Source organism: Rhizobium sp. 01T437, from assembly GCF_056398505.1.
Window position 1 is genome coordinate 59,759 of record NZ_JBFTPM010000018.1, and the last position, 25,369, is coordinate 85,127.

Genomic DNA, 25,369 nt, shown 5'->3' on the forward strand with positions numbered 1-25,369 from the left:
ACCCCAAGGTACGTCCGAGCCGATCGCTTCTGATCCTGGCGGAAAGATGCCCGGCCCACCGGTCGCACCGCTTCGCCATGGCGAAGCGATAAGTGCGTCCGGCGATTCCAAGTCTTGCAGATTTGCGAGGCAAATCTGCGGGAGGGTCGGCTGAAACGGGCCGGCTGATCGACCGGCCGGCTTGGCCGTAGATCTGGCTACGACGCGCGCCGGCCGGTCGACCATCCGACTCCGTTTGAGCCAACAGAATGCTTCAATCTGACCAGGAAAGGCTCTAACCCGCCAGCACGCGTTGCGACGGGAAGGTGATTTCCACCAGCGTGCCTTCGTTCGGCGCAGAATTGATCGAGAAAATCGCCCTGTTGGCATCGACCATTGCCTTGGTCAGCGGCAGGCCGAGACCGGTGCCGTCGCCGCGATGGCGTGACTGCGTGGACGATACTTGGCGGAACGGCTTCATCGCCTGGTCGAGTTCGCTGCGGGTCATGCCGATGCCGGTATCGCGCACCCGCATCGCGACGCTGCCGTTCGCTTCATAGGAAGTGGAAACGACGATCTGCCCGCCTGATGGCGTGAAGCGGATGGCGTTCGACAGGATGTTCAGCGCGATCTGCTTGATCGAGCGCAGGTCGGCGACGACATCGGGCACCGACTGCGAAAGGGCAGTGCGGATGATGACCCGTTGGCTATTCGCCTGCGGCTGCACCAGCGCCACTGCTTCCGAGATCGCTTCGTTGAGGCCGACGGAGGCGAAATCGAGATCCATCTCACCAGCTTCGATCTTGGAAATATCGAGCAGGTCGTTGACGATGTCGAGGACATGCCGGCCGGAACGGCCGATATCGTTGGCATATTCGATGTAGCGCGGATGGCCGATCGGCCCGAAGCGCTCGCTCGCCATCATGTCGGAAAATCCGATGATGGCGTTGAGCGGAGTGCGGATCTCATGGCTGACGCGCGCCAGGAAATCCGTCTTGTGGGCGTTGGCGGTTTCGGCCGCGCCCTTGGCATTGCGCAACTCGTCTTCGGTGCGCTTCCACTGGGTGATGTCGCGGATGACGGCGCAATAGCCGTTGGATGAGGTCAGGCGGCCCATGGTCATGAACAGCGGCACGAAACCGCCGGCGGCCTCGCGGCCGATCACCTCGCGTCCGTCGTTCAGTACGCTTGCCACACCATGGCCGGAAAGCCCATGCAGATAGTCGAGCACCGCCCTCTGGCTCTCATGCGCAAACAGCATGACGAAGGGTTTGCCGCGTGTTTCCTGTTCGTCGTAGTTGAAGAGGGCACTTGCCGAGCGGTTCATCGAGCGGATATCGCCTTCCGTGCCGATGACGACGACGCCGTCCGTTGCCGTCTCCAGGATCGAACGCAACTCCTCCACTTCGACCTGCAGCTTGGCGACCTTCTCGACCATCCGGTCGGAGCGCTGGTCGAGCCTGATAACCTCGCCCCTGCCTTCTTCCCGGTTTTCGACCGGCATCAGCGCCAGCATCAGGGCGTTGGAATCTTCCCAGCGAACCGATTGCAGACGGGCCGTGACTGGCGCCAGCCTGTCGTCGGCTTTGACGAGCATCATCGTGCCCGAACCGTTTTCGAGGTCGTGGCGCTGCAGCAATGCATCGATGCCGCCCACTTCGGAGAGGGCCTCGACGGAACCGTAGCCCGTCAGCCGCAGGAATTCCGGATTGCCGTGGATCAGCTGGTCGCCAGCATGGATCAGCACGGCAACAGGTAGCAGATCGACGGTCGCAGCCGAGAGCCCGTCCGTCATCTTCACGCGCGGCGGAATGAAGCTGGTCAGAACCTCGATCTGGCTGACCGTCTCCTGCAGGCCTTCGGTCACGTCGTCTTCCGCTTCGGCCGCGGATGTTTCTTCGGCTTGCGCAGCAGCCTCTTCCGGCAGCGGTTCTGCTGCGGCCTCGTAGATCGCTTCGTGCGGTGCAGCCTGCTCGACGACAGAAGTTTCGGTAACAACGTCTTCGACTACCGGTGCCTGTTCAACATCAGGTTCCGGCTGTGGGGCTTCGACCGGCTCTTCGCTGCGCGCGCCGAAGGCTTCGAGGCGCTTGGCGATCTCGCGGAAATTCGCCTGCTCGGCAGCCGTCAGCCCGCTGCTGGCACTGTGCAACTGCACGATCTTGTCGGTGAAGCGGCGGCTCGGCGTTTCGGAAAGGCGTAGCGCCGGCGGCTCTTCGCGCTGCTCGACAACATCGGGCGCGGAGGCGGATTGCTCCTCGGCGACAGGTTCCGCTGCTGCCGTCTCTTCCGAAGTGGTTACTTCTCTCGCTGTTTCCACTTCCGGTCCGGTGTCTTCTTCGACATCGGGCTCTGGATTCACTGCATCTTCGGCCTGCGGCGCAGCTTCGGCAATTTCTTCAGATTGCTCTTGCGGCAGTTCAGCTTCTGCCGGTGCCGTCTCTTCCGGCGCGGTTTCATTGACCGGGCCAAGATAGGAGGCATCATGGCCGATGCCGTCAGGCCCGAGCGTCAGTCCGAGTGCCAGAGGATCTTCCTGCGCGTCCGACAGGCGCACCACGCCGAAGCCGCGGAAACCATCAAAGTCGCGGTTGCGCGTATAGGTCGGGAGCGCTGCGAGATCGACAGGCACGACCAGGCTTGTGCCCTCGATCGGCCAGTAGATCGTCTTGCCGGACCAGGTATCGCGCCGCGCCAGCGCTTCGGAGAGCCTTGATTCAGGGTCGAGGTTGAACAAGGCGGCAACGTCGGAGAAAGCGCTGCCGATGATGTTGCTCGCATGCGGGCCGACAGCCTCGGCGAATTCATGCGAAACTTCGCTGAAGCGGCCTTCCGCATCGATCTTCCAAACGAATCGGGTGGCGCGGCTGTTCGGCTTGAAGACGAAGCTGCTCTTCGGTGCGCTTTCAGGCTCTTCCGGGACCACTGGTGTTGCCGCGAAGTTTTCGGCGACGGAAGCGGCCGGCTCAACCTGCTCCACAACCGGAGCCTCCGCGCTTGTTTCTACGGTTTCTTCCGCTGAGACTAAAGCTTCGCTCGGCTGATCCACCTGCTGCTCGCCAGAGTCTTCGACGACGGCTGTTTCGGGCTCGGAAATGCTTTCATCTGTCGACGGCTCGAAACGGGCTTCGACCTCGGCCGGTTCGCTGACTTCAACCGGCTCCTCTGCCTCGCCGGTGATTTCCTCCAGCGTCTCCTCGACTTCTTCGATGTCGGAAACGGCGTCGATCGCTTCGGCTTCCGTAAAGCCGGCCACAGGCGCGGCAACACCAGCGATTTCATCCGCTGCGGCTTCTGCTGGTGCAATTTCCTGCGGCGCAGGCTCTTCGGCCTTGGCGGAGGGCTCGATGGGATCGAGATGACCGATCGACGTTTCGACGGCGAACAGAAGGTGGAGTGCGGGCTCGTCGTTGAGTTTGCCGACGGCAGCCGGCAAGTGGCCGCGGCCGGTCGCAACCGGGCGCTTCACCAGCCGGTCTGGATGGGCGCCGGCAAGCGTGATGAGCGTCCTTGCCGCCTGCTGCGTGATTCCGAGTAAGGCGAAACCTGGCGATGCGGCGACGACTTCGCCCTCGGCCCCGATCACTGCCATATGCGTATCCGGGTCATCGAGGCCCTGCAGCATCTGCGCAGCACTTGCGCCAGCCGTCAGCGGACGTGTGGAGACCGGAACGGAAAACAGGATGGCCTTCTCGCCCGAAGCGAGACGGATGAGCTCCGACGAAGCCGGAGCCTGAACGCGCTGGAAGCCCTTGGCGATGCGGATGACAAAAGTCTTCTGGTCGCCAACTTCGCCAAGCTGGCGGGCAGTCGCCTCGAGCTGGCGGAAGGTGATGTCGGCGTGGCTGACGCCCTGATCAAGCAGATCATAGACCGCAGTATGGCCAAACAGCTCCGCGCCGGCACCGTTTGCCCACAGCAAATGGGAAAGGTCGGCCGAGAACAAAACCATGGCCTCGCCACGCGAAAATCGTTCACGAACCCGCGCATGCACGGCAATGTCGATGAACGGATACTGGACTGCGGGCATGATCGAACCTGTCGCTTTCGGCCTCTTCAAATTAACTGCTTATTAATAACTGCAGGTCTGCGGCCGGTCCAGAAGAGCCGGGAGCTTTCGGGCGGCAAGGTTAACGCATTGTGCGGCGCACAACGATGTTGCAATGCACAATAAAATGCCCTATATAAGAATTATCCGATTTATCGCGGGCACAAGATCTGCCCATCTTAGAGGAACACGATCCGATGGCTACCATAAAGACCGACGACGTTTTTTCAATTGCCTCTTTCGACCCGAGCAAGCTGGCCGAGTCCTTCCGTGACTTCGCCGAAAAGGGTGCTCAGCAGTCCAAGGAAGCCTATGCCAAGCTGAAGTCTGCAGGCGAAGAAGCCGGCAAGACGCTGGAAGCAACGGTCCAGACCGCACAGGCTGGCAGCGTTGAAATCGGCCTCAAGGCGATCGACGCGCTCCGCGTCAACGCCGAAAGCTCGCTCTCTCACATGGAAGCGCTTCTCGGCGTCAAGTCCGTCGCCGAATTCTTCGAGCTGCAGACCTCTTTCTTCCGCAAGCAGGCTGAACTGACCGTCGAGCAGGCGAAGTCGCTGCAGGAAACCACCAAGCAGGTTGCCGAAAAGGTTGCAAAGCCTTCCAAGGAAGCTGCTGAAAAGGCCATGGCATCCTTCAAGGTTGCCTGATCTACCAGGCTCGATAGATAATAAAGGCTGGACCGCATGTTCAGCCTTTTTGTATATTGAGCGCAAATCGGGGCTTGAATTAAAGTTCAAGTCCTCGTATGTGACCCCCGTCGCGCCGTGCGTGACATTGTGCGGTTGTAGCTCAGTTGGTTAGAGCGCAGGTTTGTGGCACCTGAGGTCGGAGGTTCGAGACCCCCCAACCGTACCATTCTCTCCCATAAGTTGGTTTTCCTATTCGGCAATGCACGGCATCAGCGCTTTTTGATGTCAAAATGATGCCTGCTCGCATTTTGCTATTGCCGTTAACATTAGTTTACCTATTTATGTGCGGTGCGATGCAGCAATTGCCCAATGTCTTCGTTGCGTTGCGAAATGCTGGCGGCTTGCCGCCTGGGGGTAGGGACAGTCCACCGAGGCATTAAGGAGAATTTGATGTCCATTTCTGTTCAGAATATAGAGGAATCGACCGCTGTTTCCCCGATTGACGTGGCAGCTGCGGTTAGGGACGCACGCAGTGCGGTTGGCTACAGCATTGAAGACCTCGCAGTCACCTGCGGTCTGGCCAATGGGGAAATCCTCGAAATCGAAAATGGTGAAAGCGCCGATCCGGCAAAGCTGAGGCGTATTGCTGCAGCACTGCAGGTTCCAGTTTCTGCCTTTTTGCATATCTGATGAGGCGACAAGGCCGATCAGCATTTTCTGATCGGCCGTCGTCCCCTTTCAAGGGACATGATTGGAACTCTTGCGCTCCCGCGCCGTTCAACGGTCGACGGGAGTATGTGTATGTCCAGGATCCTTCTTTACGTCGCAACGAAGATCGATGAGACGAATGCGGCTTACGCGGCTGTCGCCAGTCTCGAACAGTTCCAGTGGAAGAACCGTGTCTTCATTGTGATTGCCGACCAGGACAATTTCCGCGCAGCCCGCCAGGAAAACCAGTTGCTTGCCGATCGCGCCGCTCTTGAGGAGCGGGATATGGTCATTCTCAAGCTTGCCGGATCCAGCATAAAGCCGCTCTTCGGAAGCGGCGACGGGCTGGATGGCGAGGCGCTCCGGCAGGAGCTGGACATGCCTGACACAGGCGAATTTGCCGCCTTCCTGCTTGGCAAGGATGGCACCGTGAAGCTGAAGGCCAGTGAGCCGATCACATCAGCCGAACTTTTCGCCATCATCGACAGCATGCCGGTGCGCGCTGCTGAAACCGTCAGGCACGACAAATAATCCAATGTTGAAATCGTAAAGGAGCCGGCCATGTCCGTCCCGAACGAACCTATTCCCGATCAGCCGCCCATACCCTCGCCAGGCTGGAGACCAGTGCCGCCGATCAAAGAGCCGGAACCGGATCGTCTGCCGGATGAAACGCCGCTTCCAAATCCCGACGAGAACGAGGAACCGGTAAAGCATCTCCGAATGGGTATTACAGGAAGATCTGCCTTTCCTCGTCGACGAGTTCCTGCAGGAAATCGATGACGCTGCGCACGCGCACCAGATCGCGCGCGCTTTCGTGGTAGGTCGTCCAGTAGGCGCGGCGGATGGAAACCTCCGGCAGGATGCGCACCAGTTCCTGGTATTGCCGGGCGATATAGTCGTGCAGGATGCCGACGCCGGCGCCGGAACGTACGGCCTCGGTCTGGCCGATCGCCGTCGAGATCTCGAACCCCGCATCCCAGCTGCGCATCACCTCGCCAGAGAAATTCAGGGAGGCAGTGAAGATCAGGTCTTCGACGTAGCCGATGCGCGGATGGGCCTTCAAGGCATCGACATCTTCGGGCTTTCCACGCTGCGCCAGATAATCCTGCGACGCGTAGAGGCCGAGCGTATAGTCGGTCAGCTTGGACGAGACGAGCCGTCCCTGTTCCGGACGCTCCAGCGTAATGGCGATATCCGCCTCGCGCTGCGACAGCGAGAAGGAACGCGGCACCGGCACGAGCTGGATCTTCAGTTCCGGATGGCGCTCGATCAACCGGCCCATGCGCGGCGCAAGAAAGGAAACACCGAACCCATCGGGCGCGCCGACGCGCACCGTTCCGGCAATTGCCGTGTCGGTGTGGCCGAGATTGGCCTGCGCTGCAAGCATCTCCGTTTCCATCCGCTCAGCCGAGGCAAGAAAGACAGCGCCTTCGGCGGTCAACTCGCAGCCATTCGTCCGGCGGATGAAAAGCCTCGTCTTCAGCGCCTCTTCGAGTGAGGTCAACCTGCGCGAGAGCGTGGCGTGATTGAGCCCCAGCCTCTTCGACGCAGCGAGGATCTGCCCTGTGCGGGCGACGGCCAGGAAAATGCGAACGTCATCCCAGTTCATGGCTTTGAACACATTGCAATCGGATCGACGTCGATGAGCGTCAGCGCTGTCACCATGCCTGATGTCTCGGTCTTGTATTTAAGGAAATGCGGCGTCTGCAGATGAGCTTCGTATGCGTCCCTGTTGGCGTATACCTCGAGGATACGGACCTTGTTCGGATGATCCCTGATGGAAACGGCATTCAGGGAAAGGACGCCGTCTTCCAGCGCGACGGATGCTTCGATTTCCTCGGTCAGCAGCGCGCGATAGGCTTCGAGCATGCCTGGATCGATCTCCAGTTCTGCCATTCTGACGACAGGTTTCCCGCTCATCGGTTCGACCTCCCTTTGACTTGTCCGCGTGCCGTGCCAGTTTTGAAGCAGGAGCACCGGTCACAGCGATCGAGCTATAATATACGCACAACGGTTGCTTATTACAGCGCATTGATTTGTGCAAATTGAAGTGCGATTGTTGCGCCATCAAAAGATCAGGAGGAACACCCATGCGTGAGATTGGTCATTTCATCGGCGGCAAGAAGGTCGCCGGCACCAGCGGCCGCACCAGCGACGTCTTTAACCCTGCGACCGGAGAAGTGCAGGCAAAGGTCGCGCTTGCAAGCGTCGAAGAACTGCGCGCCGCCGTCGAAAACGCAAAGGCTGCGCAGCCGAAATGGGCGGCCACCAACCCGCAGCGCCGCGCCCGCGTCTTTTTCAAGTTCGTCGATCTCCTGAACCAGCACATGGATGAGCTTGCGACGTTGCTTTCCAGCGAGCACGGCAAGACGGTCGAGGATTCCAAGGGCGATGTCATCCGCGGCCTCGAAGTCTGCGAATTCGTCTGCGGCATCCCGCATCTTGCCAAGGGTGAATTCACGGAAGGCGCCGGCCCGGCGATCGACATGTATTCGATCCGCCAGCCGGTCGGTATCGGCGCGGGCATCACGCCTTTCAATTTCCCGGGCATGATCCCGATGTGGATGTTTGCTCCGGCAATCGCCTGCGGCAACGCCTTCATCCTGAAGCCCTCCGAGCGCGATCCATCCCTTCCGATCCGCCTTGCCGAACTGATGATCGAGGCCGGCCTGCCGGCAGGCATCCTCAACGTCGTCAACGGCGACAAGACGGCCGTCGATGCGATCCTCACCGATCCCGATATCGGCGCCGTCTCCTTCGTCGGCTCCACGCCGATTGCCCGCTACGTCTACGGGACGGCTGCGATGAACGGCAAGCGCGCCCAGTGCTTCGGCGGCGCCAAGAACCACATGATCATCATGCCGGATGCCGATATGGACCAGGCCGTCAACGCGTTGATGGGTGCGGGCTACGGTTCGGCTGGCGAGCGCTGCATGGCCGTCTCGGTTGCCGTGCCGGTCGGCGAGGAAACGGCAAACCGCCTCGTCGAGAAGCTGATCCCGAAGATCGAATCCCTGCGCATCGGTCCTTACACCGATGACAAGGCAGACATGGGCCCGGTCGTTACCAAGGATGCCTATAACCGTATCCAGGGCCTGATCAACAAGGGTATCGAAGAGGGCGCAAAGCTTGTCGTCGATGGCCGCGATTTCAAGCTTCAGGGTTATGAGGACGGCTATTTCGTCGGCGGCTGCCTGTTCGACAACGTCACGCCGGAGATGGAAATCTACAAGACCGAGATCTTCGGGCCGGTTCTATCCGTCGTTCGCGCTCATAACTATGAAGAAGCGCTCTCCCTGCCGATGAAGCACGGATACGGCAACGGCGTCGCGATCTACACCCGCGACGGCGACGCTGCCCGCGACTTCGCCTCCCGCATCAACATCGGCATGATCGGCATCAATGTTCCGATCCCAGTGCCGCTCGCCTACCACTCCTTCGGCGGCTGGAAGGCTTCGAGCTTCGGCGACCTCAACCAGCATGGCACGGATTCCATCAAGTTCTGGACCCGGACCAAGACCGTTACCGCCCGTTGGCCATCCGGCATCAAGGGCGGCGCCGAATTCGTTATGCCGACGATGAAGTGATGCGAATAACCTTCGCCATTTTGGAAACGGGTCCGAGAAGGGCCCGTTTTCGTTTTAAACGCTGCGGCGAGCAGTCGCGGGAAACGTGAATGTGAATTTCATATTTTGGAATTGTTCAAAACTGTGAAAGCCACTATATACGGTTCACAAATGATTTAGGAGATCGGCATGCGGTTGACGAAGCAGACCAACTATGCGGTTCGCATGTTGATGTATTGTGCAGCCAATGAAGGAAATTTGAGCCGGATTCCGGAGATTGCCAGAGCATACGGTGTTTCCGAGCTCTTCCTTTTCAAGATTCTGCAGCCTCTCAACAAGGCAGGCCTCGTCGAGACGGTGCGCGGCCGCAACGGCGGTGTGCGCCTTGGCAAGCCGGCGGCCGATATCAGCCTTTTCGACGTCGTAAGGGTCACCGAAGACAGCTTCGCCATGGCGGAATGCTTTGAAGATGGTGTGGTCGAGTGCCCGCTGGTCGATAGTTGCGGCCTGAATTCGGCGTTGCGCAAGGCGCTGAATGCCTTCTTCGACGTGCTGACCGAATATTCGATCGATGACTTGGTCAAGGCGCGGCCGCAGATCAACTTCCTGCTTGGCCTCACCGGCGAACAGCACTATCGCAAGCCCGTCATTCCGGCACCGGCCGCCTGATACTTGAATATTCTGATATCGTCATGAACCACGGCTGTTTTCGATAGCCGTGGTTTTTCATTTGCACTCGCGGATTGTTGATATATCAGCGCTCGTTGAAACCGTTCTCAACGCCTTCCGCGACGCCAAATTGTACCAAAAGCGACAAAAATGCGGTTGAACGTGCCTTAATCTTGCAAATTTTGGCCTATTTTTGACCGAAAATTTCTAAAATTGCTTTTCTGGAAAAATTTTCTGCGGATGCCGTTGCGTTCAGCAAATAAATATCGTTCCATCGGCCCGCTGATCGGGGTAATGAGCGCCCGATCTCTAAAGATCAAAAAAGAACAAACCTGGGAAACGATATCATGAAAAAGTTCTCTGTCCTGCTCGCAGCGACAGCCCTGGCTTCGGTCATGGCCACCGCCGCGTATTCCAAGACGCTTGTCTATTGCGCCGAAGGATCGCCGGAAGGCTTCGATCCGAGCCTCTACACGGCAGGCACGACCTTTGACGCGTCTTCACGTACGGTCTACAGCCGCCTCGTTGAATTCAAGCACGGCGGTACGGAGATCGAGCCGGGTGTTGCCGACAGCTGGACGGTTTCGCCCGACGGCAAGGAATATACCTTCAAGCTGCATCCCGGCGTGAAGTTCCAGACCACCGATTTCTTCACCCCCTCGCGTGATCTCACCGCCGACGACGTGGTTTTTTCCTTCGAGCGCCAGATCAAGTCGGACAATCCGTGGAACAAGTATGTTGAAGGCGGTTCCTACGAATATGCCGCCGGCATGGGCTTCCCTGACCTTATCAAGTCGGTCGAGAAGGTTGACGATCTGACCGTCAAGTTCACGCTGAACCATCCGGAAGCTCCGTTCCTGGCCGATCTCGCGATGGACTTCGCTTCCGTCGTTTCCAAGGAATATGCCGACAAGCTCGCCGCTGACGGCAAGATGGCCCAGCTGAACCAGCAGCCGCTCGGCACCGGTCCGTACACCTTCGTTGCCTACCAGACGGATGCTGTCATCCGCTACAAGGCCAACGAAACCTACTTCAAGGGCAAGGAAAAGATCGACGATCTCGTCTTCGCGATCACCCCGGACGCCGCTGTCCGCGCCCAGAAGCTGAAGGCCGGCGAGTGCCACCTCGTCCCGTATCCGAACGCTGCTGACGTTGCCGAGCTCAAGAAGGATCCGAACCTCACGGTCATGGAACAGGCTGGCCTGAACGTCGGCTTCCTCGCCTACAACACCCAGCAGGCTCCGTTCGACAAGCCGGAAGTCCGCCGCGCGCTGAACATGGCGATCAACAAGCAGGCGATCATCGACGCCGTCTTCCAGGGCGCTGCGCAGGTTGCCAAGAACCCGATCCCGCCGACCATGTGGTCCTATAACGACAAGATCCAGGACGATAAGTACGATCCGGAAGGCGCCAAGAAGGCTCTCGCAGCCGCTGGCGTCAAGGGCCTCTCCATGAAGGTCTGGGCAATGCCGGTTTCGCGTCYGTACATGCTGAACGCCCGTCGCGCCGCCGAACTGATCCAGGCAGACTTTGCCAAGGTCGGCGTCAATGTCGAAATCGTCACCCATGAATGGGCCGAATACCTGAAGCTCTCCTCCGACACGAAGCGCGATGGCGCCGTCATCCTCGGCTGGACAGGCGACAACGGCGACCCGGATAACTTCATGGATACGCTGCTCGGCTGCGACGCTGTCGGCGGTAACAACCGCGCTCAGTGGTGCAACAAGGACTACGACGCTCTGATGACGAAGGCCAAGGAAACGGCTGACGTTGCTGCCCGTACGAAGTTCTACGAAGAAGCACAGGAAATCTTCAAGAAGGAAGCTCCCTGGGCTCCGCTCGACCATTCGCTGGTCTTCGTTCCGGTCAGCAAGAAGGTGTCGGGCTTCCATATGGATCCGCTCGGTATCCACCGCTTCGACGGCGTTGATATCGCCGAATAAGAAAAATGATAAACTGCCCGGCTGAAACCGGGCTCGACCGGCGGTCAGGTCTCCACCTGACCGCCGGAAACTATTGGACAACCTGCTATGTTGCGATTTCTCATCGGGCGCCTCGCAGTCCTGATACCGACCTTCCTCGGCGTTTCGCTCATTGCCTTCTCGTTCATCCGCCTGCTTCCTGGCGATCCCGTCATGCTGTTGTCGGGCGAACGAACCATGGCACCCGAACGTCACGCCCAGATCATGCACGATCTCGGTTTCGACCGGCCCATGTACGTGCAATATTTCGATTATCTCGGAAAAGTGCTGCACGGCGATCTGGGCACCTCGATCGTTACCAAACGTGCGGTTCTCGGCGAATTCTTTACGCTCTTCCCGGCAACGCTTGAGCTTTCGCTCTGCGCCATCCTGGTGGCAATCCTTCTCGGCGTGCCGGCCGGCGTCTTCGCGGCTGTCAAGCGCGGAACATGGTTCGATCAGAGCGTGATGGGCGTTGCCCTTATCGGCTATTCGATGCCGATCTTTTGGTGGGGCCTGCTACTCATCATCTTCTTCTCCGGCTATCTCGGCTGGACGCCTGTCTCCGGCCGCATCTCGCTGATGTATTTCTTCAAACCTGTCACCGGCTTCATGCTGATCGACAGTTTGCTCTCCGGCCAGAAGGGCGCCTTCGCCTCGGCCGTCAGCTATCTCATTCTGCCGACCGTGGTGCTTGCCACCATTCCGCTTGCGGTTATCGCCCGCCAGACGCGCTCGGCGATGCTCGAAGTGCTAGGCGAGGATTATGTGCGCACGGCCCGCTCCAAGGGTCTCGCACCCTTACGTGTTGTTGGCGTTCATGCGCTGCGAAACGCCATGATCCCGGTCATCACCACGATCGGCCTGCAGGTCGGCGTGCTGCTTGCGGGCGCCATTCTTACCGAAACGATCTTCTCCTGGCCGGGCATCGGCAAGTGGATGGTCGATGCTGTCTTCAAACGCGACTATGCTGTCGTCCAGGGCGGTCTTCTGATGATCGCCGGCATTATCATGCTGGTGAACCTGCTCGTCGACCTGACCTACGGCTTCGTCAACCCGCGTATCAGGCACTAGGAGCGGTCCATGAGCATGGCTACTGCAAAATCCGACCAGCCCTCCGCATTGACGGAATTCTGGTACTACTTCTCGCGAAACAAGGGCGCCGTCATCGGCCTCTTTGTCTTCGTCATCATCCTTCTCATGGCGATTTTCGCGCCGCTCGTTTCACCGCATGCGCCGAATGAGCAAAACCGCCAGCTTCTGCTCTCCGTTCCCTTCTGGATGGATGGCGGCAGCGCCTCCTATCCGCTCGGAACGGATGCCGTCGGGCGCGATATTTTCTCGCGTCTGATCTTCGGCGCGCGTTTCTCGCTGTTCATCGGCGTCGTCGTCGTGACGTTGTCGGTGATCTCGGGCGTCTTGATCGGCCTCGTCGCCGGTTATTTCCGCGGTCGTGTTGATATCGTCATCATGCGCCTCATGGATATCATCCTGGCCTTCCCGTCGCTGCTTCTGGCCCTCGTGCTCGTTGCGGTTCTCGGTCCCGGCCTGCTCAACGCCATGATCGCGATCTCGATCGTCAACCAGCCGCATTTCGTGCGCCTGACGCGCGCCGCCGTGATGGGCGAGCGTGAGAAGGAATATGTGGTAGCGTCCCGCGTCGCGGGTGCCGGCACCTTCCGGCTGATGTTCAAGACGATCCTGCCGAACTGCCTCGGACCGCTTATCGTCCAGGCAACGCTCGCCTTCTCCGCCGCGATCCTCGATGCAGCCGCTCTCGGCTTCCTCGGCATGGGCGCCCAGCCGCCGACACCTGAATGGGGTACGATGCTTGCCGAATCCCGCGAGTTCATATCGCGCGCCTGGTGGGTCGTTACATTTCCGGGTCTTGCGATCCTGATCACCGTTCTCGCCATCAACCTGATGGGCGACGGCCTGCGTGATGCGCTCGATCCCAAGATGAAGAGGTCCTGAGATGGCGCTTCTCGAAATTGAAAATCTCGTCGTTGAGTTTCAGACGTCGACCGGTCCTTTCCGCGCCGTAGACGGCGTTTCGCTGAAGGTCGATGCAGGCGAGGTTCTGGCGATCGTCGGCGAATCCGGCTCCGGCAAATCTGTCTCGATGCTGGCTGCCATGGGCCTCCTGCCGTGGACGGCGAAGGTAACGGCCGACAAGATGCTCTTCGACGGCCAGAACCTGCTCGGCATGTCCGGAGCCAAACGGCGCGAGATCATCGGCAAGGATATGTCGATGATCTTCCAGGAACCAATCGCCAGCCTCAATCCCTGCTTCACCGTTGGTTTCCAGATTGAAGAGGTGCTGAGAATTCACCTCGGCCTCGACAAGGCGGCGCGGCGCAAGCGCGCGATCGAGCTTTTCCAGGCGGTCGGCATTCCCGATCCCGCCGAGCGGCTCGGGCACTTCCCGCATCAGATGTCGGGTGGTCAGTGCCAGCGCGTCATGATCGCCATCGCAATTGCCTGCAACCCCAAGCTGCTGATCGCCGACGAGCCGACCACGGCGCTCGACGTGACCATCCAGAAGCAGATCCTCGATCTTCTGATGCGCCTGCAGACGGAACATCGCATGGGTCTGATCATCATCACGCACAATATGGGCGTGGTTGCCGAAACGGCCGACCGGGTGATCGTCCAGTACAAGGGCCGTCAGATGGAAGAGGCCGATGTGCTCTCGCTCTTCGAAACTCCGAAGAGCGATTACACGCGGGCACTGCTCGCAGCTCTCCCGGACAACGCGACCGGCGACCGGCTGCCAACCATTGGCGAACTTTTCAATCCGAATAAGACTGTGGAGGGAGCGGCCTGATGACGCCAGTTCTCGAAGGAAAGAACATCGTTCGCGACTACTACCTGCCGGGCGGCATGTTCAAGAAGGCGCGAACGGTCCATGCCGTCAAGGGCGTGAGCTTTAGCGTCGAGCAGGGCAAGACGCTTGCGATCGTCGGCGAAAGCGGCTGCGGCAAGTCAACGCTCGCCCGTATCATCACGATGATCGACCCGGCCACGGCGGGCGAACTCTTCATCGACGGTAAGAAGGTCGATATCTTCAAGGGTGACCTGACGCCGGAAATCCGCCGGAAGGTCCAGATCGTCTTCCAGAATCCCTATGGGTCGCTGAACCCGCGCAAGAAGATCGGCGACATCCTGATGGAGCCGCTGATCATCAACACCAATACGCCGGCTTCGGAGCGACGCGATCTGGCGATGGCGATGCTGAAAAAGGTCGGCCTGCAGGACGTTCATTTCAACCGCTTTCCGCACATGTTCTCGGGCGGCCAACGCCAGCGTATCGCCATTGCCCGCGCGCTGATGCTGAACCCGCGGCTCCTGGTTCTCGATGAACCGGTCTCCGCACTCGATCTGTCGGTGCAGGCGCAGGTGCTCAACCTTCTCGCCGACCTGCAGGACGAGTTGAACCTGACCTATGTCTTCATCAGCCACGACCTCTCGGTTGTTCGCTATATGGCAGACGAGGTTATGGTGATGTATTTCGGCGAGGCAGTCGAATACGGCACGCGGGAGCAGGTCTTCAGCGATCCGCAGCACAATTATACAAAGACCTTGTTTGCGGCGACCCCGCGGGCGGATGTCGATACGATCAAGGCACGTCTTGCACGCAAGGCCGCTGCCGTCTCTGCGGCCCAATAAGGCCGCAGATATCTCACGCTGCAACGATGACCGAGATGAGCGATGACCGAGAATAACCGAACTCTCCATGCAATCATCGTCATGGGCGTCAGCGGTTCCGGCAAATCTTCGATCGGCGAAAAGATAGCGGCAGGCCTCGGCCTGCCGTTTGTCGAAGGCGATGCGCTGCATCCCGCCGCCAATGTCGAGAAAATGTCGAGGGGCATTCCGCTCTCCGATGAGGACCGCGTGCCCTGGCTCGACCGGATCGGCAAGGAGATGAAGGCGTCGCTTACCAAGGGCAAGGGCATCATCGTCTCCTGCTCGGCGCTGAAGCGCAGCTACCGCGACCGCTTGCGAGCCGCTGCCGGTAGCAACCTATACTTCGTCTATCTCGAAGGTTCGAAAGAACTGCTGACCGAGCGCATGGGCCACCGCAAGGGCCATTTCATGCCGACCTCGCTCCTGGAAAGCCAGCTTCAGACGCTGGAAGTGCCGACCGGCGAGCCTGGTGTCGTCACCGTCGATATCGAGGACACAATCGACGATATCGCAGCGAAAGCCCTGAAGGCTCTCGCCGCTCTCGGTGTTAGAGCCTTTCCTGGCTAGATTGCAGCATTTTGTTGGCTCAAACGGCGTCGGATGGTCGACCGGCCGGCGCGCGTCGTAGCCCAGATCTACGGCCAAGCCGGCCGGTCGATCAGCCGGCCCGTTTCAGCCAACCCGAAGGGCCGGGCATCTTTCCGCCAGGATCAAAGGCGATCGGCTCGGACGTACCTGGAGGTATGCCCTTCGCCAATCGCCTTTGCCCTTACGAAAACCTGCTCCGGCAGAATGCTGCAATCTAGCCAGGAAAGGCTCTAAGGGTTGAACCGGCTGGGCGAATAGGCCGAGATATTAATGAACGGCGTCTCGCCGCTCATCAGTTCCGCCAGCACACGTCCCGTCACCGGCCCGAGCGTCAGCCCGTGATGGGCATGGCCGAAGGCAAACCACAGGCCCTGATGGCGCGGCGCCTTGCCTATGATCGGCATCATGTCGGGCGTGCAGGGTCGCGCGCCCATCCACGGTTCCGGATCCAGTCTCTCACCCAGCGGGAATATCGTGCGCGCCACGGCTTCGGCCCGGTCAAGCTGCACGGGCGTCTTCGGCGCATCGAGCGTTGCGAATTCCGCCCCCGTTGTCAGACGCACGCCCTTGTTCATCGGCGCCAGGAAATAGCCGCGCTCGGAATCGAGCGTCCAGTTGTTGAGCACAGCATTGCCCTGCACGCCATAATGCATGTGGTAGCCGCGCTTGACGCCGAGCGGGAAGGAATAGCCGAGGCGGCGCGTCGCGACCGCCGCCCAGGGGCCGAGTGCCAGCACGACATCGTCGGCCTCCAGCGACCCCTCCGACGTCATGATCTTCCAGCCGGATCCGGCCGGCCTGAGCGATGCCGCATCGCCGGTCACGAACCGGCCGCCGAGGCTTTCGAAATAGCTGCGATAGGCACGCGTCAATGCATGCGGATCGAGAACTGACCAGGGGTCGACCCAGCGCAGGCCACCGACGAAATCCCCGGTAATATTAGGCTCCAATCGAGCGATATCCGCCGAATTCAGGCTCTCATAGCTGACACCGAACTGATCCTTCCAGAGGGCAGCTTCCACAAAGGCTTCGTCACGCTTGGCCTCGGTGCGGAAGATCTTCATCCAGCCATCCCTGCGGATCAGCGCTTCGGCATGTGATGCCTCGATCAGGTCCTTGTGCTCGGTGATCGAATTCTCGATCAGCGGCGCATAGGCCTTGGTGATCATCTCGTGCCGCTTCGGATTGGAGTTCCACCAGTAGCGGGCGAGGAAGGCGAGCTGGCTCGGCAGCGCCTTCAGGTGATAATGCGCATCGATGCGATTGTTCAGCGCATAGCGCAGCAGCAGGCCGAGCTGCTGGGGAAAACCGTAGGGCATGACGCCTTCGCGCTGGATCAGGCCGGCATTGCCGAAGGAGGTTTCGTTACCCGGCTCCTTGCGGTCGATGAGTGTAACCTGCCAGCCGCGGCGTTGAAGATGAATGGCCGTCGAAACCCCGACGATACCGGCGCCGAGCACGATTGCGTTTTTCGTCATTTTCCCCTGCATTCCGCTATGTTTTAGGCCCTAAAATGCCCATCTCAATGCTGCGGCGCAAACGAAAAATCGCATTTCATTTCAAAATCATTGCGCTTTTCAGTGCGGCATTTTCGGCCCTGATGCGGATCGTCAGGACGGCGGCATTGAGGAGAGAAAAGACGAGCGCATAAAGCGGCATGCCGAAGGCAAGCGGCAGGGCGGCGATCTCACCGATGACGATCATGTAGTTCGGATGTTTGAAGAAGCGGTAGGGGCCGCCTTCGACGAGCGGCGCACCGGGCAGGATGATGATACGCGTCGTCCAGCGCTCCCTAAGTGTGGTCAGCACCCACAGCCGCAGCACCTGCAACAGCATGAAAAGACCAAACCAGAAGAGTTGAACTGGCTGTCCCGTCGCCAGCATCCATAGCCCGGCGAGCCAGCCCGTATGGAGTGCCACCATGTAGGGGTAATGATCGGGCGCGATCTCGCGCGCCCCCCTTGCGAAGAGCGCCATCGTGTTGCGGCGCGCGATAACCAGTTCCGAAAGCCGCTGGGCGGTCACGAAGGTCAGCAATGCGATGGAAGGCCACATCATGCAACCCTCCGCAAGGTCACGCAGCTTGCCGTAAAGCCCGGCCCCATGGCTATCATCGCCGCCCGGTCCGGCAGACCTCTGCTGATCGCGCGCTCCAGAACGAAGAGCACTGTCGGCGAGGACATATTGCCGTAATCTGCAAGCACCGACCGCTCGATGTCGAGCGTATCAGGCACCATGGAAAGCGTGCTCTCCATTGCCGCCAGCACCTTCGTGCCGCCGGGATGACAGATGAAACGGTCGATATCACCGCGCTTGAGCCGGCTCCGCGCGAGGATGCCGTCGATCGCCGGGCCGAGTTCCTTTTCCGCAAAGGGCGGCAGCGATTGCGCCAGCAGGATGCCGAGCCCGGTATCGTCGATCTTCCAGCCCATGATGTCGAGCGTATCGGGAAACAGGTGATCGCCCGCCGATTCCACTTCCGCCATACCGCCTTGGCCTGATCGTAGCACGCAGGCTGCAGCCCCATCACCGAAGAGGGCGGTGGCGATGATGTTCGGTTTCGTCAGCTCATCCAGACGGAAGGCCAGCGTGCAAAGCTCTATGGCGACGAAGAGCACCACGGCACCCGGGCGGCTGCGCGCCAACCGTGAAGCGATGCCAAAGCCGGAAACGCCGGCAGCGCAGCCAAGCCCGAAGACGGGTACACGCTCGATATCCGCGCGAAAGCCAAGCCGGCCGGCGAGCCGCGCATCGAGGCTCGGCGTGGTGATGCCGGTTGAGGAAACCGTTACCACGCAATCGACCTGATCGGCTGTCAGTCCTGCCTGACCAAGCGCGCGCGTTGCCGTCGCGACGAACAGCGAACCGGCAACCTCCTCATAGGCCTCCATCCTGTCTTGCCAGCCATGCGTCTCTTCAAACCAGGAGAGGGGACGGGCGGCATGCCGCTTTCTGATACCGGCATTGTCGAACACCCGCGCGAGGTGGCGGAATTCCTTGAAGCGATCGGCAAAGAGGCGCGCGGAGGCCTCGGCGGCTTGGCTCTGGGTGATGATATAGTCAGGCACTGCAGTGGCGAGACTTAAAAGTCTGACGGATTGAGTCACGGTATGCTCCTTGTCGTTCCCGGCGGAACGAGCGGAAAACACGCTGGCGCGAAGGTTTATTCAGTACGCTACTCTTCACGAAGCAGTGATAGAAAAAACGCGAAAGCCGGCCGAATAAACCTGCCAACAGCGGTGTTCACTCCTCGCAACGTCATTTTTCGAGGAGTTATCCCATGACGACCAAGACTGTTCGCATCGCTTCTCTCGTGCTCGGCAGCTGCATTGCCGCATCTGTCCTTTCCGGTCCCGTCTTCGCCATCGGCGACGATAGCAGCACCATGCCGGTCTGCAAGAAGGGCGAGATCTATGACAAGAAGGCAAAGAAGTGCGTCAAACAGCAGAGCGCCAACGTGACGGACGAAAACCGTACCGATTACGCCTACTCGCTCGCCAAGGCCGGCCGCTATGAAGAAGCGCTCGCCATGCTCGACACCGTCAAAGATCAGAACAATGCCGAATGGCTGAACTATCGCGGTTACGCCACGCGCAAGCTCGGCCGCACGGATGAGGGTATCTCCTACTATCTGCAGTCGGTGAAGCTCGATCCGCAGTATGCCAAGGTCCGCGAATATCTCGGCGAAGCCTATGTCATCAAGGGTGAGCTCAATCTCGCCAAGGAGCAGCTGACCACCATCAAGGCGATCTGCGGCACCGGCTGCGAGGAATATCAGGACCTCAACGCCGCCATCCTCGATCCGTCGAAGATCTAAAGCAATTCCAGCAAAAGTGTGCAGCGGTTTTGCGTCCGGAATTGCGTGAAACAAAGCTGTACACTTGCGTGAGGCAGAAGAGAGATAAGGTTGATTGAAGGGTATTTCCGGATGTCGGTCGCGCACACCACATTTCCTGCCTATAGTCGCGCCAGAACGGAATCGCCGGCCCGGCCGGCGATTCCGAAACAGCCAATACGCGCGGAGGCGGCCATCGCGAGCGAAGCGGATATCAGGAGCGGCCTGACGGAACATCTCGCCCGTCTGTGGCGCTATGGCCTCGTTCTTTCGCATCAGCGTGATGTGGCCGATGATCTCGTGCAGGCGACCTGCGTTCGCGCGCTGGAACGGACCGATCAGTTTGTCGCAGGCACGCGGCTCGACCGCTGGCTGTTTTCGATCCTGCATTCGATCTGGCTGAATGAGATCCGTGCCCGCCGCGTCCGCCAGGGGCAGGGCTTCGTCGATGCCGACGAGACGCTGAGTTTCGATGGTGCCCGCGACACCGAAACGCATGTCATGGCGAACCAGGTCTTGAAACAGGTGAACGCGCTGCCCGACGCGCAGCGATCGGCGGTTTTCCTCGCCTATGTGGAAGGGCTTTCCTATCGCGAGGTCGCCGCCATACTGGATGTTCCGATCGGCACCGTGATGAGCCGGCTGGCAGCCGCCCGCGCCAAGCTCTCCGAAACCGTATCGGCAGGGGGATTTGAATGAGCACGAAGCACATAATGCCCTCCGACGAGGAACTGACCGCCTTCATCGATGGTGAACTCGGCGCCGAAGAGGCCGCCCGCATCGAGGCTATGGTCGAGGCCGACGAGGCTGTCGCAGAACGGCTGGAATTCCTGGCGCGTGCAAGCCTGTCCTACAAGCAAGCCTTTGCGCCGTTGCTCGATGCCGCTCCGCAGGCAAAGCTCGAAGCCATGCTATCGGTCATTCCCGCCGCCCGGCCTGTAAGGCCGGCTGCCTTCATGAGCCGTCGAGGCTTCCTCGGCGCGCTTGCTGCTTCGGTCGTTGCCGGCATCGCCGTCGACCGCGCCGTGATCGGTCTCGGCACGGGGTTCTCGGGCAAGGACGAAAACAGTGAATGGCGAGCCGTCGTTGCCCAATATATCTCGCTCTATACGCCGGAGACGCTCGCCGGTCCGGTCCCGCCCAGAGATGTGCAGGCAGCGCAACTCGCCAGTCTGGATGGCGACCTCCGCCTGCAACTCTCGCCAGAGCAGGTCGCCCTGCCGGATATCGATTTCAAGCGCGCCCAGATCCTGCAATATGATGGCAAGCCGCTCGCCCAGATCGCCTATCTGGATCCCGAGACCGGTCCTATGGCGCTCTGCATCGTCGCCTCCGATGGCGGCCCCAAAGCCCCCGATATCGAAGGCCGCAAGGGCATGAATGTCGTCTACTGGGCGAACGCCACCCACGCCTTCATGCTCATCGGCCACGCCCCGGTTGACCGCATGACTGAGATCGCCGATGCAGTACGAAGCAAAATTTCCGTCTGACTGTAACTGATGACACCGGGCCGTAATCCCATCAGTTCACCGCGCTCGCAAGCCGAAGATTTGCCTGTGATACGCTGCCCTCCGTTGCCGGCGGCAGGGCGTTGACCTCGATGACACCAGAGGTTTTCGACTTCAGGGCCGGCCGTGGCGCCTTGGCGGGCAACGGCGCGCCTGCCGTCTTGCCGGGTGAGCAATTCCCTGACGTGCTGCTCTCGATTTGCGGCCTGCCGTCAGCGCTGCTGAAATAACGGACGCTGCGGGTGCAGACGCCGTTGCCGGACATGGTCGAAACCATCGAATAGCCCTGGGTGCAGGCCGGCAGCCTGTTGAGGCCGACATCAGTCAGATTTCCCGGCGATGCCTGCATCATGCTGTCGGCCTGTTGCATCATCGCAGCAGCCTCGCGGTCCATCGCCGCGGATATCAGGTCCAGATCGGCAAAGGGAGCGGAAGGCCAGAACGGGTCGAAAAAGCCGGAATCCGGCTGACTGTCGAACCGGATTTGCGGCGGTCGGTCGCCAGCGTAACGAATGCGCTCGAGCGAACCATCCGGCAGTCGCACGACGAGCACATGGGTATCTGTTGATTTGTGGGCGACGGTTTGAGCCTCCACCGGGCCGACGAGCTCGACGGCGGCGATTGCCACGGCGCTCATGAGAAATGCGATACGAAGCCTTTGCACAATGGCCTCCTGAAATGGGAAGAACACCAATCCAATTGCCCGCGCGACTGAAGTGCGGCGGGCACGGCTAGGATGATCATTGTGGCGCAGGCCGAATTTGTGGCGCAGCGCTGCGGCGTGGCGACGCACAAAGCGGGAGCCGGAAGCATGTCGCGCAAAAGTGTTCAGCGGTTTTGCGATCACGACATGCGTGAAATGAGGAGGCTAAGCGCTGCGAGCGAATCAGAAAGATCGCAACACGCGCTAGAACGGCTGGGTCTTGTCCGAAACCTGGTTGGCCTGATTGGCGGGGACGAGGCGGTTCAAGCAATTGACGTAGGTCGTATACATCTGTTGCAGCCGCGACAGCGGCACCACCCAAGGCTCTTCATTTCCGGCAAAATCCAGCTCCATATCCGGCGTGCCGATAAAGGAATTCTTGAGCATCTTCTTGATCTGCGCGATGCCCGTCTTCTCAGAGGCCGGCAGGATGCGAAGCGTCTTGCTGTCGAAGGCCTCAGCCGGAACAGCCTTGGCGCCGGAATAACCGACAAGCGTTACCTTGGTTGTGGTACCGGCCGGAATATCCCAGCCATCCTTCGAAACGAGCAACATGACGCTGTCGAGGCTCTGGCGGAATTCGACCGTCTTTCCGAGCTCATTGTTCCACACCAGCCGGCAATAGGACGGCTTCTCCCCAACGAACCCGACTGACCACTGCCGCGCATCGCCCATCCATTCCGTCTCGCTCCGGGCGGTGGCCGGAATGAGGAGTGCTGTCAGCAATAGGGCAGAAAAGGTCTTCATGGCTCGAACCGTCTCCAGGGAGTCGGGGTGATTCTAGCGATGGAAGGTTGAGGTTTTGCTACCGCGGTTGCGCGAAAACGGGCGCAGAAGACTCTCAATTCAAGACAGTCGAATTTAGGAGGAGAAATTTGGCTGGGGAACCTGGACTCGAACCAAGATTAACGGAGTCAGAGTCCGTCGTTCTACCATTGAACTATTCCCCAGCAGACGCTGCCGAAGCATGGCTTGGCTGCTGTGCGGCGCTTATAACCAAAACCGGGCGGATTGCAAATACCCGTTTTGAAAAAATTCGATCCCTCCACGCCGGGTGAAAATCGGGTGGCTAAAATCCGGATTCAAAAAGAATTTGGTGATTTCGTCGGTCGCTGATATCTTCGCGCCAACGCAAAAATCGAATGAGCGCCTGCTGCATACCTTTCTGGACTTGCGCGGCGCGATGGAAAACGAACGTGGAAGACCCCGAAGGCGGCGCAAGGCCGCAATTTGACGGGGCGTCGGCGGCAGGGCGCAAGGACGGCAAGAAGTCCAGGCGCCGCAAGGGCAAGCGTGGCGGGCAATCCCGCGGCGCCGTCCATCCCGCTTCGCATGATCTCTCCGGCCATGCCGGGGAGGCAGCACGCCCGAAGGAAGACGCGGAAAGCCCGGCCCGCAAGCGGAAACGCCGCCGTCGTGGTGGGCGTGGCGCATCTCAGCCCGATACTGTTGTCCAGTTGCAGCCTGTGGTTCAGGCTGTCGCTCACGGCCATGGTCCGCGCCCCGATGGCGATTCGCCTTCTAGCCGACGTAATCGACGCAAGCATCGCAGCAAGCGGGGCCTGCAGGGCAGGCCACTGGCTCCTGTGCAAGCGCCGCCGTCTGCAAGGACCGAACATCGCGCTGAAGCGCCGTCGCGCCCTTTGCTGCAGGATGCCGAATCGGCAAATCGCAGGAGCCGTCAGCCGGGTCATGAAGACGAACGGGCAGGGGGTGAACATCCCTGGCCGGACGAGCTCTATGCCGCTCTCGATCTCGGCACCAACAATTGCCGCCTGCTGATCGCCCAGCCGACGCGCCCCGGCCAGTTCCGCGTCGTCGATGCCTTTTCCCGTATCGTGCGCCTCGGCGAAGGGCTTGCCGCCAGCGGCAGGCTGTCCGACGAGGCGATGGAGAGGGCGGTCGATGCGCTCAGAATCTGTGCCTCCAAGCTCCGGAACCGCGAGATCCGCCGCATGCGGCTGATTGCGACCGAGGCCTGCCGTCAGGCGGCCAATGGCGAGGAATTCCTGCAGCGCGTCGTGGTCGAGACCGGGCTGGAACTCGAAATCATCGATCGGGAAACCGAGGCGCGGCTTGCCGTTTCCGGCTGCTCCTCGCTGGTCGGCCGCGAGGCGCGCTCCGTCGTGCTCTTCGATATCGGCGGCGGGTCCTCGGAAATTGCCGTCATCCGCATCGGCGATAACCGCTTCGCCCGCCTTGCCAATCACATCACCCACTGGACCTCGCTGCCCGTCGGCGTCGTCACCCTGTCGGAGCGCCATGGCGGTCGCGATGTGACGCCTGATGTTTTCGAGGGCATGGTGAGCGAGGTTGCGGGCATGCTGTCGAGTTTCGATTGCCCGGAGATCGAGATTGCCGAGGATGGCGATTTCCATCTGATCGGCACCTCGGGCACGGTGACGACGCTTGCCGGCGTGCATCTCGACTTGCCGCGTTATGACCGCCGCAAGGTCGATGGCATATGGCTGTCGGATAATGAAGTCTCCGCCATGCAGGCAAAGCTTCTTTCCTGGAATTTCGAAAGCCGTGCTGCCAATCCCTGCATCGGGCCGGACCGCGCCGATCTGGTGCTGGCCGGCTGCGCCATTCTGGAGGCGATCCGCCGCCGTTGGCCGAGCCCGCGCATGCGGGTTGCCGATCGTGGCTTGAGGGAAGGCCTGCTCACCGACATGATGGCCGATGACGGCGTCTGGCGGCGTCATCGCAACCGCCGCGGCCAGCGGGGAAACAAGGGGTAGGCATGACCAAGCCAACGATCGCGGGAAACCGCACCGGCCGCAAGCTCGGCCAGCGCGTCAAGAAAAAGAAGATGAAGGCCTCTTCGCGCCAGTGGCTGGAGCGCCATATCAACGATCCCTATGTGCAGCGCGCCCAGCTCGAGGGCTATCGCGCCCGCGCGGCCTTCAAGCTGCTGGAGATCGATGAGAAGCACCACATCCTGAAGGGCGCTAGGCGCATCATTGACCTGGGGGCCGCTCCCGGAAGCTGGTCACAGATCGCCGCGAAGGTGACGGGGTCGACGGACCAGGATGTCCGCGTTGCAGCAATCGACTTTCTGGAAATGACGCAGCTACCCGGCGTCACGGTACTGCAGCTCGATTTCCTTGATCCCACAGCCCCGGAAAAGCTTTTGGAAGCCGTTGGCGGCACGCCGGATCTGGTGCTCTCGGACATGGCGGCACCCACGACCGGCCATCACCGCACCGATCACCTGCGCACCATGCACCTTTGTGAGGTCGCAGCCCACTTCGCGATCGAAGTGCTGGGCGAGGGTGGGCACTTCCTCGCCAAGACCTTCCAGGGCGGCACCGAGCGGGATCTGCTTGCCATGTTGAAGCAGCACTTCCGTCAGGTCGTGCACGTCAAACCTGCTTCGTCTCGCGCCGAATCGGTGGAGATGTTCCTGCTGGCAAAGGGTTTTAAAGGCCGGAAGGCCGAGGCAGAGCCCGAGGACGCTTGATCTTTGCGCCAGTCCTGCGGAT

25 protein-coding genes and 2 tRNA genes are annotated in these 25,369 nt (G+C 60.3%); 18 read left to right on the plus strand and 9 right to left on the minus strand.

The window, feature by feature from the left end; translation table 11 throughout:
- Positions 1–274: 274 nt before the first annotated feature.
- The gene (locus AC1DM5_RS28130; RefSeq protein ID WP_477823344.1) at positions 275–4,009 is read right to left on the minus strand and encodes an ATP-binding protein; all 3,735 of its coding nucleotides are present in this window, start codon (positions 4,007–4,009) and stop codon (positions 275–277) included.
- Positions 4,010–4,224: 215 nt separating this feature from the next.
- On the opposite strand from AC1DM5_RS28130, the gene AC1DM5_RS28135 reads away from it, so the two are divergent.
- From AC1DM5_RS28135 to AC1DM5_RS28155, 5 genes are all read left to right on the plus strand, one after another.
- Positions 4,225–4,674: a phasin gene (locus tag AC1DM5_RS28135; RefSeq protein WP_113324872.1), complete on the plus strand. Its 450-nt coding sequence runs from the start codon at positions 4,225–4,227 to the stop codon at positions 4,672–4,674.
- 131 nt (positions 4,675–4,805) lie between these two features.
- Positions 4,806–4,882: transfer RNA gene (locus AC1DM5_RS28140), tRNA-His, on the plus strand.
- 224 nt (positions 4,883–5,106) lie between these two features.
- On the plus strand, positions 5,107–5,346 hold the full coding sequence (locus AC1DM5_RS28145) for a helix-turn-helix domain-containing protein (RefSeq protein WP_007819308.1): 240 nt from the start codon (positions 5,107–5,109) through the stop codon (positions 5,344–5,346).
- A gap of 111 nt (positions 5,347–5,457) precedes the next feature.
- Positions 5,458–5,895, plus strand: a complete 438-nt coding sequence (locus AC1DM5_RS28150; protein WP_477823343.1) for a DUF4174 domain-containing protein — start codon at positions 5,458–5,460, stop codon at positions 5,893–5,895.
- A gap of 30 nt (positions 5,896–5,925) precedes the next feature.
- On the plus strand, positions 5,926–6,144 hold the full coding sequence (locus AC1DM5_RS28155; protein ID WP_477823342.1) for a hypothetical protein: 219 nt from the start codon (positions 5,926–5,928) through the stop codon (positions 6,142–6,144).
- Here AC1DM5_RS28155 and AC1DM5_RS28160 read toward each other — a convergent pair.
- Positions 6,092–6,973, minus strand: a complete 882-nt coding sequence (locus AC1DM5_RS28160) for a LysR family transcriptional regulator (protein ID WP_477823341.1) — start codon at positions 6,971–6,973, stop codon at positions 6,092–6,094. The two genes, AC1DM5_RS28155 and AC1DM5_RS28160, sit on opposite strands and share 53 nt — an antisense overlap.
- Positions 6,970–7,284: a putative quinol monooxygenase gene (locus tag AC1DM5_RS28165; protein WP_477823340.1), complete on the minus strand. Its 315-nt coding sequence runs from the start codon at positions 7,282–7,284 to the stop codon at positions 6,970–6,972. Before AC1DM5_RS28165 ends, AC1DM5_RS28160 begins: the two co-directional genes overlap by 4 nt.
- Positions 7,285–7,454: 170 nt before the next feature.
- Here AC1DM5_RS28165 and AC1DM5_RS28170 point away from each other — a divergent pair, with 170 nt between their 5' ends.
- The 8 genes from AC1DM5_RS28170 to AC1DM5_RS28205 all read left to right on the plus strand — a co-directional run bounded on the left by AC1DM5_RS28170 (position 7,455) and on the right by AC1DM5_RS28205 (position 15,817).
- Positions 7,455–8,951: a CoA-acylating methylmalonate-semialdehyde dehydrogenase gene (locus AC1DM5_RS28170; RefSeq protein ID WP_477823339.1), complete on the plus strand. Its 1,497-nt coding sequence runs from the start codon at positions 7,455–7,457 to the stop codon at positions 8,949–8,951.
- A 168-nt stretch (positions 8,952–9,119) separates the two neighbouring features.
- Positions 9,120–9,599: an iron-responsive transcriptional regulator RirA gene (gene rirA, locus AC1DM5_RS28175; protein ID WP_477823338.1), complete on the plus strand. Its 480-nt coding sequence runs from the start codon at positions 9,120–9,122 to the stop codon at positions 9,597–9,599.
- Positions 9,600–9,946: 347 nt separating this feature from the next.
- Positions 9,947–11,542: an ABC transporter substrate-binding protein gene (locus AC1DM5_RS28180; protein WP_477976256.1), complete on the plus strand. Its 1,596-nt coding sequence runs from the start codon at positions 9,947–9,949 to the stop codon at positions 11,540–11,542.
- A gap of 87 nt (positions 11,543–11,629) precedes the next feature.
- Complete coding sequence (locus AC1DM5_RS28185) at positions 11,630–12,634, plus strand: ABC transporter permease subunit (protein WP_007819278.1); 1,005 nt, start codon at positions 11,630–11,632, stop codon at positions 12,632–12,634.
- Positions 12,635–12,643: 9 nt separating this feature from the next.
- Positions 12,644–13,534 (plus strand): ABC transporter permease subunit, encoded by an 891-nt coding sequence (locus tag AC1DM5_RS28190; RefSeq protein WP_477976258.1) that lies wholly within the window; start codon positions 12,644–12,646, stop codon positions 13,532–13,534.
- 1 nt (position 13,535) lies between these two features.
- Positions 13,536–14,387, plus strand: coding sequence for an ABC transporter ATP-binding protein (locus AC1DM5_RS28195; RefSeq protein ID WP_477823335.1), 852 nt, complete (start codon positions 13,536–13,538; stop codon positions 14,385–14,387).
- Positions 14,387–15,229, plus strand: coding sequence for a dipeptide ABC transporter ATP-binding protein (locus AC1DM5_RS28200; protein ID WP_477823334.1), 843 nt, complete (start codon positions 14,387–14,389; stop codon positions 15,227–15,229). Before AC1DM5_RS28195 ends, AC1DM5_RS28200 begins: the two co-directional genes overlap by 1 nt.
- 42 nt (positions 15,230–15,271) lie before the next feature.
- A complete protein-coding gene (locus AC1DM5_RS28205; protein ID WP_477976260.1) occupies positions 15,272–15,817 on the plus strand; it encodes a gluconokinase in 546 nt (181 codons plus the stop codon).
- 251 nt (positions 15,818–16,068) lie between these two features.
- On the opposite strand, the gene AC1DM5_RS28210 is transcribed toward AC1DM5_RS28205, so the two are convergent.
- From AC1DM5_RS28210 to AC1DM5_RS28220, 3 genes are all read right to left on the minus strand, one after another.
- Positions 16,069–17,316, minus strand: a complete 1,248-nt coding sequence (locus AC1DM5_RS28210) for an NAD(P)/FAD-dependent oxidoreductase (protein WP_477819168.1) — start codon at positions 17,314–17,316, stop codon at positions 16,069–16,071.
- A 76-nt stretch (positions 17,317–17,392) separates the two neighbouring features.
- Positions 17,393–17,896: an isoprenylcysteine carboxyl methyltransferase family protein gene (locus tag AC1DM5_RS28215; protein WP_477819169.1), complete on the minus strand. Its 504-nt coding sequence runs from the start codon at positions 17,894–17,896 to the stop codon at positions 17,393–17,395.
- The gene (locus tag AC1DM5_RS28220; protein WP_477819170.1) at positions 17,893–18,945 is read right to left on the minus strand and encodes a type III polyketide synthase; all 1,053 of its coding nucleotides are present in this window, start codon (positions 18,943–18,945) and stop codon (positions 17,893–17,895) included. Before AC1DM5_RS28220 ends, AC1DM5_RS28215 begins: the two co-directional genes overlap by 4 nt.
- 173 nt (positions 18,946–19,118) lie before the next feature.
- Between AC1DM5_RS28220 and AC1DM5_RS28225 the strand changes: the two genes are divergently transcribed.
- The 3 genes from AC1DM5_RS28225 (at position 19,119) to AC1DM5_RS28235 (ending at position 21,163) form a co-directional block, all read left to right on the plus strand.
- Positions 19,119–19,655 carry a tetratricopeptide repeat protein gene (locus AC1DM5_RS28225; RefSeq protein WP_113324856.1) on the plus strand — a complete coding sequence of 179 codons (537 nt, stop codon included), beginning with the start codon at positions 19,119–19,121 and terminating at the stop codon, positions 19,653–19,655.
- A 111-nt stretch (positions 19,656–19,766) separates the two neighbouring features.
- A complete protein-coding gene (locus AC1DM5_RS28230; protein WP_477976262.1) occupies positions 19,767–20,372 on the plus strand; it encodes an RNA polymerase sigma factor in 606 nt (201 codons plus the stop codon).
- Positions 20,369–21,163 carry an anti-sigma factor family protein gene (locus tag AC1DM5_RS28235; protein ID WP_477819173.1) on the plus strand — a complete coding sequence of 265 codons (795 nt, stop codon included), beginning with the start codon at positions 20,369–20,371 and terminating at the stop codon, positions 21,161–21,163. Before AC1DM5_RS28230 ends, AC1DM5_RS28235 begins: the two co-directional genes overlap by 4 nt.
- Before the next feature lie 31 nt (positions 21,164–21,194).
- On the opposite strand, the gene AC1DM5_RS28240 is transcribed toward AC1DM5_RS28235, so the two are convergent.
- The 3 genes from AC1DM5_RS28240 to AC1DM5_RS28250 form a co-directional block, all read right to left on the minus strand.
- Complete coding sequence (locus AC1DM5_RS28240; RefSeq protein ID WP_477819174.1) at positions 21,195–21,845, minus strand: hypothetical protein; 651 nt, start codon at positions 21,843–21,845, stop codon at positions 21,195–21,197.
- Between the two features lie 243 nt (positions 21,846–22,088).
- Positions 22,089–22,631, minus strand: a complete 543-nt coding sequence (locus tag AC1DM5_RS28245; protein WP_477819175.1) for a hypothetical protein — start codon at positions 22,629–22,631, stop codon at positions 22,089–22,091.
- 129 nt (positions 22,632–22,760) lie between these two features.
- Positions 22,761–22,834, minus strand: a tRNA-Gln gene (locus tag AC1DM5_RS28250).
- Between the two features lie 246 nt (positions 22,835–23,080).
- On the opposite strand from AC1DM5_RS28250, the gene AC1DM5_RS28255 reads away from it, so the two are divergent.
- Positions 23,081–24,625, plus strand: a complete 1,545-nt coding sequence (locus AC1DM5_RS28255) for a Ppx/GppA phosphatase family protein (RefSeq protein WP_477976264.1) — start codon at positions 23,081–23,083, stop codon at positions 24,623–24,625.
- 2 nt (positions 24,626–24,627) lie between these two features.
- Complete coding sequence (locus AC1DM5_RS28260) at positions 24,628–25,347, plus strand: RlmE family RNA methyltransferase (protein ID WP_477819177.1); 720 nt, start codon at positions 24,628–24,630, stop codon at positions 25,345–25,347.
- Positions 25,348–25,369: the final 22 nt, after the last annotated feature.